The sequence below is a fragment of the Streptomyces sp. NBC_01549 genome (assembly GCF_026339955.1).
GTDB lineage: Bacteria > Actinomycetota > Actinomycetes > Streptomycetales > Streptomycetaceae > Streptomyces.
In genome coordinates this window covers 1410194-1424112 of sequence record NZ_JAPEPW010000002.1, presented here as the reverse complement: position 1 = coordinate 1424112, position 13919 = coordinate 1410194, and the positions used below count along the sequence as shown (strand labels likewise).

General features: G+C 69.4%; 13 protein-coding genes and 2 pseudogenes. 7 read left to right on the top strand and 8 right to left on the bottom strand.

Annotation, left to right across the window (positions count from 1 at the left end):
* Position 1: 1 nt before the first annotated feature.
* The 7 genes and pseudogenes from OG819_RS41195 to OG819_RS41165 form a co-directional block, all read left to right on the top strand.
* Positions 2-838: pseudogene (locus tag OG819_RS41195) on the top strand (AAA family ATPase); the annotation flags it as partial.
* A 109-nt stretch (positions 839-947) separates the two neighbouring features.
* A pseudogene (locus OG819_RS41190) lies at positions 948-1098 on the top strand (alcohol dehydrogenase catalytic domain-containing protein); the annotation flags it as partial.
* Positions 1099-1195: 97 nt separating this feature from the next.
* On the top strand, positions 1196-2992 hold the full coding sequence (gene acsA / locus OG819_RS41185; protein ID WP_266654285.1) for an acetate--CoA ligase: 1797 nt from the start codon (positions 1196-1198) through the stop codon (positions 2990-2992).
* Positions 2989-4071, top strand: coding sequence for a pyruvate dehydrogenase (acetyl-transferring) E1 component subunit alpha (gene pdhA / locus OG819_RS41180; RefSeq protein ID WP_266632250.1), 1083 nt, complete (start codon positions 2989-2991; stop codon positions 4069-4071). The genes acsA and pdhA overlap by 4 nt, the downstream gene beginning before the upstream one ends.
* Before the next feature lie 2 nt (positions 4072-4073).
* Complete coding sequence (locus OG819_RS41175) at positions 4074-5072, top strand: alpha-ketoacid dehydrogenase subunit beta (RefSeq protein ID WP_266654283.1); 999 nt, start codon at positions 4074-4076, stop codon at positions 5070-5072.
* Between the two features lie 2 nt (positions 5073-5074).
* The gene (locus OG819_RS41170; RefSeq protein WP_266632254.1) at positions 5075-6451 is read left to right on the top strand and encodes a 2-oxo acid dehydrogenase subunit E2; all 1377 of its coding nucleotides are present in this window, start codon (positions 5075-5077) and stop codon (positions 6449-6451) included.
* Positions 6448-6693 (top strand): acyl carrier protein, encoded by a 246-nt coding sequence (locus tag OG819_RS41165; RefSeq protein ID WP_266632256.1) that lies wholly within the window; start codon positions 6448-6450, stop codon positions 6691-6693. The genes OG819_RS41170 and OG819_RS41165 overlap by 4 nt, the downstream gene beginning before the upstream one ends.
* A 472-nt stretch (positions 6694-7165) precedes the next feature.
* Here the strand turns inward: OG819_RS41165 and OG819_RS41160 are convergent, their stop codons facing one another.
* The 8 genes from OG819_RS41160 to OG819_RS41125 all read right to left on the bottom strand — a co-directional run bounded on the left by OG819_RS41160 (position 7166) and on the right by OG819_RS41125 (position 13839).
* Positions 7166-8551, bottom strand: coding sequence for a nickel-dependent hydrogenase large subunit (locus OG819_RS41160; protein ID WP_266654281.1), 1386 nt, complete (start codon positions 8549-8551; stop codon positions 7166-7168).
* Positions 8548-9339 carry an oxidoreductase gene (locus tag OG819_RS41155; protein WP_266654279.1) on the bottom strand — a complete coding sequence of 264 codons (792 nt, stop codon included), beginning with the start codon at positions 9337-9339 and terminating at the stop codon, positions 8548-8550. The genes OG819_RS41160 and OG819_RS41155 overlap by 4 nt, the downstream gene beginning before the upstream one ends.
* A 1-nt stretch (position 9340) precedes the next feature.
* Complete coding sequence (locus tag OG819_RS41150; protein ID WP_266632262.1) at positions 9341-10147, bottom strand: FAD/NAD(P)-binding protein; 807 nt, start codon at positions 10145-10147, stop codon at positions 9341-9343.
* Positions 10144-10620 carry a cyclic nucleotide-binding domain-containing protein gene (locus tag OG819_RS41145; protein ID WP_266654277.1) on the bottom strand — a complete coding sequence of 159 codons (477 nt, stop codon included), beginning with the start codon at positions 10618-10620 and terminating at the stop codon, positions 10144-10146. Before OG819_RS41145 ends, OG819_RS41150 begins: the two co-directional genes overlap by 4 nt.
* A complete protein-coding gene (locus OG819_RS41140; protein WP_266654275.1) occupies positions 10617-11786 on the bottom strand; it encodes a 4Fe-4S dicluster domain-containing protein in 1170 nt (389 codons plus the stop codon). Before OG819_RS41140 ends, OG819_RS41145 begins: the two co-directional genes overlap by 4 nt.
* 127 nt (positions 11787-11913) lie before the next feature.
* Entirely contained in the window at positions 11914-12768 is an 855-nt protein-coding gene (locus tag OG819_RS41135; protein WP_323139440.1) for a hydrogenase maturation protease, read from the bottom strand.
* A 291-nt stretch (positions 12769-13059) separates the two neighbouring features.
* Positions 13060-13338: a hypothetical protein gene (locus tag OG819_RS41130; protein WP_266654271.1), complete on the bottom strand. Its 279-nt coding sequence runs from the start codon at positions 13336-13338 to the stop codon at positions 13060-13062.
* Positions 13339-13380: 42 nt separating this feature from the next.
* Complete coding sequence (locus tag OG819_RS41125) at positions 13381-13839, bottom strand: CBS domain-containing protein (RefSeq protein ID WP_266654269.1); 459 nt, start codon at positions 13837-13839, stop codon at positions 13381-13383.
* Between the last annotated feature and the right edge of the window lie 80 nt (positions 13840-13919).

The following is a 13919-nucleotide window of genomic DNA, read 5'->3' as shown; positions in this document are numbered from 1 at the left end:
TGTCGACGGCCTCGACGACGCCGTCTTCCTCGCCATGGACCTGGAACAGCTGGGCGTCCCGGAGGCCGCGGCGTTCTTCCTCACCGAGTACAGCGAGTACTCCGGCGACCCGGCACCGCTCTCCCTCCGGCACCACTGCGTCGCCTACCGCGCGTTCGTCCGTGCCAAGGTCGCGCTGATCCAGTCACGCCAGTGCGCGCCAGGCGCGGAGGCGACGGCACGCCGACCGATCACAACCACCCTGCGCCACCTACGTACGTCCGCTGTCAGCCTGACGCTCGTCGGCGGGCTACCGGGCAGCGGGAAGTCAACGCTCTCCGGCGCACTGGCCGACCGCCTGGGAGTCACACTGCTCAGCAGCGACCGCCTCCGCAAGGAGCTGGCGGGCATCCCGGCCGAGGAGCCCGCAGCCGCCGGCTATGGCGAAGGCCTGTACACACCGGAGTGGACCAACAAGACCTACGCGGCTTTGCTCGACCGCGCATCCGCCCTGCTGTCCTGCGGCGAGTCCGTCGTCCTGGACGCCATCTGGTCCGGTGCGAGACGGCGTGAAGCCGCTCTACGCATGGCCGGACACACCAGTGTCGACCTGGTGGCCCTGCACTGCCGGGTTCCGAGTGAGGTGGCGGCGGCCCGCACCCGCACGCCGGGTGCATCCGACGCCGGCCTCGAGGTGTCCACCAAGATGGCGGCCACGGAACCGCCCTGGCCGGAAGCCGTCGTCGTTGACACGAGCGGCTCCCTGGAGGCCGCGGTCGTCCGGGCGCTGGCAGCCGTACGCCCTTGCGCCACCGACCAGGCTCCAGTCTTTCGCCGCCCCTACATGGAGCCGGATTAGGAGGCGAGCTGCGAACGTGCGGGCCGCGGCCGGTGCGCCGGAATGGACGGCCTGCTCAGGAGGGCCCGGACAACCTGAGCGGCTGCTGTCCTCGAAAGGGAGGCGCACCATGCGAGCATTCGTCTACCACGGCCCCGAAGAGACCTCATGGGACACGGTCACGGATCCGGTGATCGAGGACCCGACCGACGTCATCGTGCGGGTCGACGCCACCACCGTCTGCGCTACTTGATCTGCACATCGTGCGCGGTGAGCAGCCGCGACTCCTGGTCGAGTTCCGGTCGGGGCCGGCCGCCGTGCGGGCGGGGCCGGGCTCGGCGATTCTGGAAGGAGAGGTAGGCGTCGGGAGGAACGCCCATGCGTTGGGAGACGATCCACAAGGGCGCCGCATCGGGTGTCAGCGCCACACCGAATCTCGCCGACTACGACCAGGCTCATTCCGATTTCACCTGGGCGAAGGCGCGCACCGCGCTGGCCGGGCTGCCCGACGGCGGGCTGAACATGGCGCACGAGGCGGTCGACCGGCACGCGGGTTCGGCATCACGGGACAAGGTCGCGCTGCGGTGCATCGCCCGCGACAACGCCGTTACGACAGTCACCTACGCTGAGCTGGCCCGCCGTACGGCCCGTTTCGCCAACGCCTTGCGGTCCCTCGGCGTCGGCCATGAGGACCGGGTGTTCACCCTGCTCGGCCGGTGTCCCGAGCTCTACACGGCGGTGCTGGGCACGCTGAAGAACACCAGTGTGCTGTGCCCGCTCTTCTCCGCCTTCGGCCCCGACCCGGTCGAGCAGCGGCTGCGTCTCGGCGACGCTCGGGTCCTGGTCACCACCGCGGCACTGTACCGGCGCAAAGTAGCCGAGCGCCGGGCGTCGCTGCCCGGGCTTGAGCAGGTGCTCCTCGTCGGGCCGGGTGCCGAGGAGCTGCCTGGCACGGTCTCCTTCGACGAGTTGATGTCCGCTGCCTCCGACACCTTCACTATCCCGCCGACCTCGCCCGAGGACATGGCGCTGCTGCACTTCACCAGCGGCACCACTGGGACCCCCAAGGGCGCGATCCATGTCCACGAAGCGGTCGTCGCCCATCACGCCACGGCCGCGTGCGCGCTCGATCTGCACCCCGAGGACGTGTACTGGTGCACTGCCGACCCTGGCTGGGTCACTGGCATGTCGTACGGCATCGTGGCCCCGCTCGTGCACGGCGTAACAGTCGTGGTCGACGAGGGCGACTATGACGCCCGGCGCTGGTACCGCATCCTCGGCGAACAGGAGGTCAGCGTCTGGTACACCGCGCCCACGGCCTTGCGGATGCTCATGCGCAGCACACCGCGTGAGGGCCCGTACGACCTGCCGCGCTCGCACGACCTGTCGGCCCTGCGCTTCATCGCCTCCGTCGGTGAACCGCTCAACCCCGAGGCCGTGGTGTGGGGCCAGGAGGTGCTTGGCCTGCCGGTCCACGACAACTGGTGGCAGACCGAGACCGGCTGCATCATGATCGCGAACTTCGCGGCCTGCGACATCCGGCCCGGCTCGATGGGGCGGCCGCTGCCCGGTGTCGAGGCGACCGTGCTGAAGCAAGGCGAGGACGGCCGTGCACTGATCACCGCTGGCAGGGTGACGCAGGTGGAGAGCCCGGACAGCGAAGGGGAGTTGGCGCTGCGTCCGGGCTGGCCTTCGATGTTCCGCGGCTATCTGAACGACAAGAAGCGTTACGAGGCCGCGTTCGCCGACGGCTGGTATCTGACCGGCGACCTGGTCAGGCGTGACGAGGACGGCTGGTACTGGTTCGTGGGGCGCGCCGACGACGTCATCAAATCGGCGGGGCATCTGATAGGCCCGTTCGAGGTGGAGAGCGCACTCATGGAACACCCGGCGGTCGCCGAAGCCGGAGTGATCGGACGGCCGGACCCTGTCGCGGGAAACATCGTCAAGGCGTTCGTATCGCTGCGCCCCGGCATTGAGCCGACCCCTGATCTGGAACGGGAATTGCTGGCCTTCGCACGCCGCAGGCTGGGCCCTGCCGTCGCGCCCCGGGAGATCGCCTTCGACCAGAACCTGCCCAAGACCCGGAGCGGCAAGGTCATGCGTCGACTGCTGCGTGCGCGTGAACTCGGCCTGCCCACCGGTGACTTGTCCACGTTGGAGGGACCCGCATGAACCTCGCCCGCTCCACCCGCACCCGGAAGACTCCCGAGCCGTCGAAGCCTGCGAAGAAGGCCACGACGAGCAAGCAGAGCACGAAGACCAAGTCGTCCCCCGGCCGACCGGGCAGCGAGCACAAAGTGGATCTCCTGGAGTCCATGCTGCACATCCGGCGCTTCGAGGAGCGATGCGTCGAGCTGTACAGCGCTGCGAAGATCCGCGGCTTCGTACACCTCTACATCGGCGAGGAGGCCGTCGCCGTCGGCGTCAACCAGGCTCTCACCCCACAGGATGCGGTGGTCTCCACCTACCGCGAGCACGGCCACGCACTCGCCCGCGGCATCCCGGCCGAGGCTGTCATGGCCGAGATGTACGGCAAGACGACCGGCTGCAGCGGGGGACGCGGCGGATCCATGCACCTGTTCGACGCCAGCCGCCGCTTCTACGGCGGCAACGCGATCGTCGCCGGCGGCCTCCCACTGGCCGCAGGGCTCGCCCTCGCCGACCACATGCGCGGACAGACCCGTGTCACGTGCTGCTTCTTCGGCGACGGTGCCTTCGCCGAAGGCGAGTTCCACGAGACGGCGAACCTCGCCGCCCTGTGGAATCTGCCGTTGCTGCTCGTCTGCGAAAACAACCTCTACGCCATGGGCACAGCCATCGAGCGACACGAGGCACAGACCGATCTGGCCATGCGCGCCGCTTCGTACGGCATGGTCGCCTGGGCCGTGGACGGCATGGACGTCGAGGCCGTGGAGCAGGCCGCTCGCCGGGCCGCCGAGAGCATCCGGGCAGGGACCGGACCGCACTTCCTGGAGCTGCGTACCTACCGCTTCAGAGCCCACTCCATGTACGACCCGGACCGCTACCGGGACAAGGCGGAGATCGAGCAGTGGAAGGGACGCGACCCGATCGCCCGGCTCATGGACCGCATGCGCGAAGACGGCGAGCTGGGGAAGAAGGAGCTCGCCGGGATCGAGCGCCGGGTCACCGAGGAGATCGACCGCGCCGTCGAGGCAGCCGAGAAGGCGCCCGAGGAACCGGTCGAAGACCTGCTCCGCCACGTGACCGGCGCTCCGGTGGGGGTGAGCTGACGATGGGAACCGCCGAGCAGCCGCAGGAGCGGAAGACGACCTACCGGGAGGCGATGCGTGAGGCCCTGCGTGAGGCCCTGCGCTCCGACGAACGCGTCTTCCTCATGGGCGAGGACGTGGGCCGGTACGGCGGCTGCTTCGGCGTCAGCCTCGGTCTGCTGGAAGAGTTCGGACCGGAGCGGGTGCGCGACACCCCCCTGTCGGAGTCTGCGTTCGTAGGCGCCGGGATCGGCGCGGCCCTGGCCGGGATGCGGCCCATCGTCGAGATCATGACCGTCAACTTCAGCCTGCTCGCCCTCGACCAGATCCTCAACAACGCCGCCACCCTGCGGCACATGTCGGGCGGCCAGCTGGGCGTACCGCTGGTGATCCGCATGACGACGGGCGCGGGTCGACAGCTCGCCGCACAACACTCGCACAGCCTGGAAGGCTGGTACGCGCACATCCCCGGAATCCGCGTCCTCGCACCCGCCACCATCGAGGACGCACGCCACATGCTGGCCCCGGCACTGGCCGACCCCGACCCAGTACTGATCTTCGAACACGGAAGTCTCTACAACGCCGCAGGTGAACTCGGTCCGTCCACCGCCCCGGTAGACCTGGACCATGCTGCGATCCGCACGCCCGGCACCGACATTTCCCTGATCACATACGGGGGTTCGCTGCCCAAGGCACTCGCGGCGGCGGACGAGCTGTCCACCGAAGGCATAAGCGCCGAGGTGATCGACCTGCGCACACTCCGGCCGCTCGACGACGCGGCCATCACCGCATCCGTCGCCCGTACGCACCGCGTCGTGATCATCGATGAGGCCTGGCGCACCGGAAGCCTCGCAGGGGAGGTGTCTGCCCGCATCGCGGAGCGATCGTTCTACGAACTGGACGCGCCCGTGGAGCGGGTGTGCAGCGCCGAGGTGCCCATTCCGTATGCCCGGCGGCTCGAGGAGGCGGCCCTGCCACAGACGGCCGACATCGTCGCGGCGGCGCACCGGGCGGTGGGCTGACCATGGCCGAGTTCACCATGCCGTCCCTGGGCGCCGACATGGACGAGGGCACGCTCCAGGAATGGCTGGTGCAGCCAGGCGACACGGTCCGAAAGGGCGATGCGGTCGCGGTCGTCGAAACCGCGAAGTCCACGATCGAGGTGGAGTGCTTCGAAACCGGGAAGATGGGAAAGCTGCTCGTCGAGCCGGGCAGAACAGTGCCGGTCGGCACGGCGCTCGCGCTGATCGAGCCGACCGCGGAAGGGCCAAAGAAGCGCGCCCCTCGTCGAAAGCCCGAGAAGCCCGAGAAGCCCCAGAAGGCCGAGCCGAAACGAGCGAAGCCGCCACCCCTGCCCGAACCCGCCCGAGTTCCGGTGTCGTCCCCCGACCACGAACGAGGGCACACCGAAGCGGGGCCCTTGATCCGTCACCTTGCGGAGCGCAGCGACATCGACCTGGAGAGCCTCCATGGGTCCGGGCCCGGAGGGCGTGTCACCCGCACAGACGTCGAGCGGGCAGCGGCTGCCGCGACCGCTGCTCAGCCGCTGCGCGTAAGGGCGACCCCCCTCGCCCGGCGGCTCGCCGCCGAACTGGACGTCGACTTGGCCGCGGTGACGGGGACTGGCAAAGACTCCGCCGTCCGTGCCACGGACGTGCGCAAGGCGGCCCCCGGCCCGGCAACCGCGGCCCCGCCCTCGCGCCACGTCGCCGCCCCTGCACGACCCTCCGAGGACCGGGCGGCGGCCATGCGCCAGGCGATTGCAGGGCTGATGACCCGCGCCAACCGGGACATCCCGCACTACTACCTGTCCACGACCGTTGACATGGCCGCAGCCAGCGACTGGCTGCACGAGCACAATCGGCGCAGCCCGGTCGCCGATCGACTGCTTCCCGCGGCCCTGCTGCTCAAGGCCGCGGCCCGCGCAGCGCGGGAGGTCTCTGAGCTCAATGGCTTCTGGCTCGACGACCGCTTCACGGCCGGCGACGGCGTACACCTCGGGGTGGCGGTGTCCCTGCGCGGCGGCGGGCTCGTCGCCCCCGCACTGCATGACGCCGACGCCCTCGCACTCCCTCAACTGATGGCCGCCTTGAAAGACCTGGTCGTGCGTGCTCGCACGGGTCGGCTGCGCGGCTCCGAAGTGTCAGACTCCACGATCACGGTCACCAATCTCGGCGATCAGGGCGTGGAAGCCGTCTTCGGCGTGATCTACCCACCCCAGGTGGCACTCGTCGGCTTCGGGCGGATCATCGACCGGCCATGCGCAGTCGACGGCCTGCTGGGAGTACGGCCCGTCGTCACGGCCACCCTGTCGGCGGACCACCGGGCGACGGACGGGGCCATCGGAGCCCGCTATCTGACCGCGGTCGACCGCCTCTTGCAGAACCCGGAGCAGCTGTGAATCGAACCGAAGCGCTGGATGTGGTCAAGGAGTCGATCGCCCGCGTCATCCCTGACGCCGACTTCGATACCTTGGGGCCCGACGACGCGTTCCGCGAAGCACTGGAGATGGACTCACTGGATTTCCTGAGTTTCATCGAGACCCTCAGCGAACGGACCGGTGTCCGCATCGAGGACGAGGACACGCCACAGCTCACCACGCTGTCCGCCGGCGCCGACTTTCTCGTCGCCCGTACGGCGTGAGTACCACGGCCGAACGTGCCAGCGAGCTCGGGATCGCGTTGACCAAGGGTTTGCCACCGATGGGCTGGGCTCCTCACCGGGCCGAACGGCAGACGTCGGCTTCTGCCGATGCATGTGGACGGGTGACGCTCGAACGGGCCGATCAGGTGCCCGGCCGACTTGATGACGTTGTCGGCGCGTCCTACGCGATGAATGCCCGGTGGCGGGTGATCACGTCGTCCGAGTAGATCGCGGAATAGGGCAGATCGTGTTCACGTAGTTATAGCCGGAGGTGGAAAGGACCAGACGGTCAGCCCCGCCGACGACCTGAGCGAGACCGGGGGCGATTCTCATCGTGGCCTGGCTGGTGGCACGCGATCCAGCCCTGCCTGAACCCGCCCAGCCCCGACTCCGCAATGCGGCCAGACGCCCTGAGACCGGAGGAGGCCGTCAGGAGGACGGCATGACGTTGCGGCAACCCGCCGTGATGCCCTCAGTCAACGCTCGAGAGCGCCTCGGTGTTCAGGTCCAGAAAGTGGGCCGAGCACGAGATGCACGGGTCGTGGTTCCGGATGGCCCGTTCACACAGACGGGCGAGTTCGGCGTCGGATGCCTGCCCACGGACCAGGGCGTCCTGGACAAGTAGGCGCAGATCTTCCTCGATCGCGCCCTGGTTCTGTGCGGTCGGCGGGACGAGGCAGGCGTCGGTGATCCGCCCGTCGCCGTCGAGGTGGTAGCGGTGATAGAGCAGGCCTCGTGGTGCCTCGGTGGCGCCGTGTCCCACGCCTGCCCTGGGAGGCACCTCGATGTATGGGCGGGGCGGAGGCTCGTACGCGTCGATGATCCGGAGGGCTTCCTCGACGGCGTACAGGACCTCCACGGCCCGGACGAGGATACTGCGGTAAGGGTTTCTGCAGACCTCGCCCCGCGCGGTGCCTTCGGCGCGGAAGGAGGCCAGAGGGGGGTCGCCCAGTCCGGCCTCTCGTGCGGCCTGAAGGGCTGTCGGCGAGAGCAGGTGGCCGCTGACGGCGTAGCGGGCGAGGGAGCCGGTGAGGTGTCTGCGGCCGTCCAGTCGGGCGTGGAGTGCGGTGGAGTGCGGGGCCTGCTGCTCGGTGACGTGATCGGAGAAGTGGCGTACGGGGAAGCTACGGGGCGGCAGCGTCGGGTCTGCCGGGAGAACGGTGGGTACGCCCGATTCGATGGCGTACGTGCCGGGCTCGGCCAGGGCGAGCAGGTCGGCGTCGCACTTGGCCTGGGGGAAGTCGAAACCGGCGACCCAGCGCACGGTGTCCCAGGCATCGTCAAGGGCCACGCGCAGGCGCTCTTCGAGGGGGCGGAGTTCGGAGCGGGTGGGGGTGCGATGGAACCCGCCGAGGCGGATGTTGACGGGGTGGATCGCGCGTCCGCCTAGCAGCTCCATGATGGCGTTTCCGGTCTGCTTCAGGCGCAGTCCGCGTTGGACGTGCTCCGGATGTGTGCGGGCCATGGCGATCAGGTCCGCGTGGCCGAGGAAGTCGGGAGCGTGCAGCAGATACATGTGCAGGGTTTGGCTCTCGATCCACTCCCCGCAGTACAGCAGGCGACGCAGGGCCGCCAGTTGGCCGTCCACCACGGCTCCGCACGCGTCCTCGACGGCACGGCAGGCGCTCAGTTGGTAGGCGACGGGACAGATCCCGCAGACGCGTGAGGTGATGTCGGGAGGCTCGGTGTGGGCGCGGCCCCGGAGGAAGGCCTCGAAGAACCGTGGCGGCTCGTAGATCTTCAGCCGGGCCTCGGTGACGGTGCCGTCGAGGATCCGCAGTCGCAGCGCGGCCTCGCCCTCGACGCGGGTGAGTGCCGGGATGCGCAGGACACGCGATGGGGCGGCGGGGTCTGTCACGGCCGGTCCTCCTCTTCCACCGCGGTGAAGGCGGTGACGTTGAAGGTGTGCAGGAATCTCGCGATGTCCTCCTCGTCCATCCCGTCGCGTTGCAGGACCGGGATGACGGCAGGCAGATTCGTGGTTCCGGCGGGTCCGAAGCAGCCGTAGCAACCGCGCCCGTAGGTGGGGCAGAGGGCTCCGCACCCGGCGTGGGTGACGGGGCCGAGGCAGGGCGTGCCGTGAGCGACGAGGACGCAGACGTTGCCACGTTGCTTGCAGGAGAAGCAGACGCTGTGGTTCGGGATGCCGGGTTTGCGGCCGACGACGAAAGCGGTGATGACCTCCAGGAGCTGAGTGCGGTCGATGGGGCAGCCACGCAGCTCGAAGTCGACGGGCACATGGGCGGAGATCGGTGTGGAGGTGGCGAGGGTTTCGATGTAGTCGGGGCGGGCGTACACCGTCGCCATGTACTCCGTCACGTCGGCGTAGTTGCGGAGCGCCTGGACACCGCCGGCCGTGGCACAGGCACCGATGGTGACGAGGTACCGGGACTCGGCGCGGATACGCCGGATACGTTCCACATGTTCGGGGGTGGAGACCGACCCCTCGACGAGCGACAGGTCGTACGGCCCGGGTGCCACATCGCTGGATGCCTCCAGGAAGTGGGCGATCTCCAGCTCGTGGGCGATGCCCAGCAGTTCGTCCTCGCAGTCGAGAAGGGTGAGCTGACAGCCGTCGCACGAGGCGAACTTGAACACGCCGAGCCGGGGACGGGCGCGCCTCGGGGGCGGGGTGGGATCCGTCATCTCAAAGCTCCCGTACGGCGAGAAGCGGCTGTGCCAGGTCGTAACCGACGACGGGGCCGTCGCGGCAGAGCAGCAGAGGGCCGAGCTGGCAGTGTCCGCAGTGGCCGGTGGCGCAGCGCATGTTGCGTTCGAGGGAGACCCGGACACGGTCGGCGGGAACGCCCCGGTGGATCAGCTCGCGGGCGGTGGCGCGGATCATGACCTCCGGACCACAGACGAACGCCGTGGTGTGGGCCGGTCTGAAGTGCGCTTCGTCCAGCAGCGTGGTGACGATACCGACCCGGCCGGTCCAGGCGCCGGCGGGGCGGTCCACCGTGACGGCGCCGAACGGCTGTCTCCAGGCGGGGAACTCGTCCTGATACAGCAGATCGTCGGGGGTCCGGGCTCCGGCGAGGACGTTCAGCTGCCCATACGCGTGAGGTTCGGCCAGGACGGCGTCGATCAGGGGACGCAGCGGGGCGAGACCGATGCCACCGGCGATGACGAGCACATCGTGTCCCCGCGCGTCCGTTACGTTCCAGCTGGTACCGAACGGACCGCGTACACCGACCGAGGCACCCGTCGGCAGAGCGCACAGCGCGCGCGACACGGCACCTACCGCGCGGATGGTGTGCCTGAGCCGCTGGTCCCCGGCCGTGCCGGACACCGAGACCGGGATCTCGCCGACGCCGAATGCGTAGACCATGGCGAACTGACCGGGGGCGAAGGGCTGCAGGGGCTCTCCGGCGGGTTCCAGGTCGAGCGTGACCGTATCGGCCGTCTCCCGGCGACGGCCCACGAGGCGGTAGGGGAGAGGGACGGTCGTCATGGCCTGGGTCCGCTTCCCTGAGGTCCGTACAGGTCGAGCAGCCGGGTGCGCGTGGCGCGCAGCCGGTGGCCGATCGTCTCGGCGACGAGGGTGACCAGTACCAGGCCGAACGTGGGGTTCGCGGCGCACAGCTCGCGTACTTCGGTGGCGTCGAACTCCCAGGCGGACACGGGGTTCCTGGTCTCGGCCCCGAGGTGCCACTGTCGCGGCGGGCACAGCCATGACCACCCGAGGAGGCTACCCGCCCCGATCGTCTCGACTACGGTGCGGCCGCGGCCGGGAATCTGGACGTCGAGGGCGACGATGCCCGTCTGGATGATCCAGAAGCGGTCGGCCGTTGCGCCTTCCTCGAAGAGCCGAGTGGCCTGAGGGAAGTTGACCTCGTGTGCGAGGCCCATGAGCCGCTTGCGGTGCTCCGCCGGTAGTACCGCGAGGATGCTCGTCCCCGGATGCGCGCTCGCCTGCGATGTCATAGCGCGGTTCCCTTCTCCGTAGCCTCCCGGTGCAGTGCGTGTGCTTCTTCCGTGAGGTCGATGCCGGTGGGGCACCAGACGATGCAGCGGCCGCAACCGACGCACCCGGAGCTGTCGAACTGGTCATGCCAGGTGCCGAGCTTGTGGGTGAGCCACTGGCGGTAGCGGCTGCGCGCAGAGGCGCGGACCGGGCCGCCGTGCAGGAGGGAGAAGTCCAGGTCATAGCAGGAGTCCCAGCGGCTCCAGCGCTCGGCGTGGTCGCCGGTCAGATCGGTGACGTCCTCGGTGGTGGTGCAGAAGCAGGTGGGGCAGACCATGGTGCAGTTGCCGCAGCTCAGGCAGCGGGAGGTGACGTCGTCCCAGCGCTCGGCCTCCAGGTTGTCGCGCATCAGGGTGCGCAGGTCGACCGGCGGCATCGACCGGCCCATCCGCTCGGCGGCCTGACTCACGGCCCCGGTCGCCGCGGTGCGGGTGGCGTCGTCGGATTGCCGGCGCGGGAGTTCCGCGAGCACGGCCGCGCCTTCCTCGCTCCCGCTCCGGCACAGGAAGCGGTGCCCGCCGTGGTCCAGCACTTCGGTGAGCGCGAGGTCGTATCCCGCGTCCACGGCGGGCCCCGCGCCCATGGAGACGCAGAAGCAGGTGGCCCCCGGCTCCGTGCACTCGGCCGCGATCAGGAACGCTCCGGAGCGTCGGGAGCGATACGCCGGATCCTCGTATCGGCCGCCGCTCATCACACGGTCGAGGATCTGGATGGCCCGCAGATCGCAGGGCCTCACCCCGAGGAACGCGTACGAGACGCTTCGTGGCTCCTCCTGGTGCACCGTCAACTCGCCGCCGCTCCCACGCTCAGCGGTCCACTGTCGGACACGCTCGGGATGCAGGAACGACTTCCATGACTGCGGCCCGGCACTGTGCGCGAACACGGCGCCGTCGTCCCTCTCGCGGAGCCGGTACTGCCCTGCCTCCAGCTCGACGCCCCAGCCGTGGGGGAGCTCGTCAGCACAGTCCAACTCGGCCAGAACGATGGCGCGGTCGCGTACGGTCGGGCCGATCACGGTCCGGCCGCGTTGTTTGAGGACACGTACGAGCGCGTCGAGACCGTCGCGATCGAGGACCGCTTCGATCCGGCCGTCGAGGGCCGTTCCGGTGTCCCTGGGGTCAGTCATCCTCATTCCCCTCTGCACAGGCTTTCTGGGACCGGGAGGCATCCGCTCTGCCGACGACGGGTCCACGGCGCCATCACACCGCGTGATCCGCAGGCTGGTCACTGACAGACTGTCAGGTGTCCACGTCTCATGGTTTGACGCAGTCCGGCGTGTCCCGCCGGGTGCCGGCCTCGGAAGCGGCCGAGGGGGAGTCATGCAGCGCGGCCGCGGTGTGCCATATGACGTCCGCCTCAACGCGCTCGGCCAGAGGCCGCACCACTCTGGCCACCGGGGGAGTCAGCCCCGTGCCCAGCGACTGGCTGGCTCCTTCGACTGCGTACACGACGAGACGGCCGGGACACCGTCCGAGGCTGTGGGCGAGGCGGACCGTCTCGACGAGACCGAGCCCGTGCGTACTGTGTCGCCCGGGGGTAAGGGCCCCAACGGAGCCCGGGTCCGGGCACCAACGGTGAATCCGCCCAAGACGTACGGGAGAGGGGAAGCAAGCGTCGATGACCACCGTCAGGCCGGTGCCTTCCCACAGCCCGATCAGTCGGCCGGGGTCCCCATCGCACTCCTGAAGCACGGTGCCCGGTGGCAACGGCTGAGCTATTGCTCGCTCCCTCAACAGCGCGACCACGGCCGGCCCGACACCGTCGTCCCGCCGGAACTCATTGCCGATCCCGATGACCGCCGTACTGATGAACGCCGTCACGCGTATGCCTTTCCACCTCGTCTCCAGGCGCGGGTGGCCCGTCCCGCATGCCCACGGCCCCTTCGGTCCGTGCTTCCTCAGTGTCAGCGGCGGCGCATCGAGGCCGACGACGACACGCGCCGCGTCCTCGCCGAGGTGGGTCCGACTGCAGCATTCGTCGTCACGCGGCGAGCCGGAGTTCGTAGGGCGGCTGGGACCGGGGCGGATGGCAGAGGCGTGAACGGGTGGGCGCCGGGGATGAGTGGCCCGGCCTCCGCGGCACCAGCCGAACAGACGGCACACCTGCATCATGTCGACGCGCCTCCATTCGGCCCTGGGCAGAGAGCCCCGATCGTCCGCCGTCTTTCGACCGTTTCCCCTGTCCCCGGCGCTCCCCGTCCGGGCCGCGCCACGCGCCGCCCGGCGCGGCAGCTTGGCACCACACGTGGCACGCTCAGCCGTCTTTCCGGCTGCGGCGAGTTCGACCACCCCTTGCGCACAGGCCTGGTGGAGGCATCGAATGCCGGTCGGGTCTCGTTCACTCATCCGGACCCGCACCGTCGATCACGCCCTATCTGCTTCTGACGTTGTGCAACACCTCTAGCGATGCCCGGGGGCAGCCGACCGCAGCGCGCTCGCACCAGTACCGGTCGGCCGGTGGAGATCGAGCGGGCGAGCGCGCACGCGCCGTGAAGTGGTGGGCGACGACAGCCTCGTCGCGTGTATCGCGCCCTTGGACGCACCGGTTGTGTCGCTGGTGAAGTGCACCAGCGCTGGCTCGTCGGGATCGGTGGGTGGCACGGAGAAGTCCCCGTCGGCCAGTGCCACCAGCGCGTCGAAGTGAGTGCCCGGGAAGGTCCTGGCCTTGTCCACCGACAATCAGGAACCTATCGTCGCCCGCCTGCTGCCTACCGCGTTGGTTCACGTGCCATACGAAGAACTGTTCTCCGACGGTGGGCCCTGTGGCTCATCGAGGACGCTCCAGGCAACGGGCCCGAGAAGGTCGGCCAGTCGTTGGAAGACGTCGAGGAGAAGGTCGTCCACCGTCAGCATTCCCACAGCGCGGTGTTCGTCGAGGACCGGCAGGCGGCGCATACCGGATCGACGGAAGGTGCGATACGTCATGTGCACGTCGTCGGATACGTCCAAGGTGACGACCTGCGGTGACATCATCTCCTCCACCGGCACCTTCGCGTCGAGGCCTCGGCCCAGCCCACGGACAGCAAGGTCGCGGTCGGTGACGATGCCGCGGAGCGCCCCGCTCTCGACGACGAGCACCGAACCGACCCCGTATTCATCCATCTGACGTGCCGCCTCCGCCAGGGAGGTCTGTGGGGGTACGACGACCGCTGGAGCGCTCATCGCTTCGGAAACGTTCATACGGCGGCTCCGTCAGGGGGGCCCGGAGTACGAGTGCACCGCGTACGCGGTGCACTCGTACTCCGGGCACGGCGCGCGCC

What these genes read in the sequence shown, in the direction of transcription:
- OG819_RS41170 (WP_266632254.1), top strand. Translation starts at nt 5,075, where the DNA reads ATGGCCGAGTTCACCATGCCGTCCCTGGGCGCCGACATGGACGAGGGC.
- pdhA (WP_266632250.1), top strand. Translation starts at nt 2,989, where the DNA reads ATGAACCTCGCCCGCTCCACCCGCACCCGGAAGACTCCCGAGCCGTCG.
- OG819_RS41175 (WP_266654283.1), top strand. Translation starts at nt 4,074, where the DNA reads ATGGGAACCGCCGAGCAGCCGCAGGAGCGGAAGACGACCTACCGGGAG.
- OG819_RS41155 (WP_266654279.1), bottom strand. Translation starts at nt 9,339, where the DNA reads ATGACGGATCCCACCCCGCCCCCGAGGCGCGCCCGTCCCCGGCTCGGC.
- OG819_RS41150 (WP_266632262.1), bottom strand. Translation starts at nt 10,147, where the DNA reads ATGACGACCGTCCCTCTCCCCTACCGCCTCGTGGGCCGTCGCCGGGAG.
- OG819_RS41140 (WP_266654275.1), bottom strand. Translation starts at nt 11,786, where the DNA reads ATGACTGACCCCAGGGACACCGGAACGGCCCTCGACGGCCGGATCGAA.
- acsA (WP_266654285.1), top strand. Translation starts at nt 1,196, where the DNA reads ATGCGTTGGGAGACGATCCACAAGGGCGCCGCATCGGGTGTCAGCGCC.
- OG819_RS41145 (WP_266654277.1), bottom strand. Translation starts at nt 10,620, where the DNA reads ATGACATCGCAGGCGAGCGCGCATCCGGGGACGAGCATCCTCGCGGTA.
- OG819_RS41135 (WP_323139440.1), bottom strand. Translation starts at nt 12,768, where the DNA reads ATGCAGGTGTGCCGTCTGTTCGGCTGGTGCCGCGGAGGCCGGGCCACT.
- OG819_RS41125 (WP_266654269.1), bottom strand. Translation starts at nt 13,839, where the DNA reads ATGAACGTTTCCGAAGCGATGAGCGCTCCAGCGGTCGTCGTACCCCCA.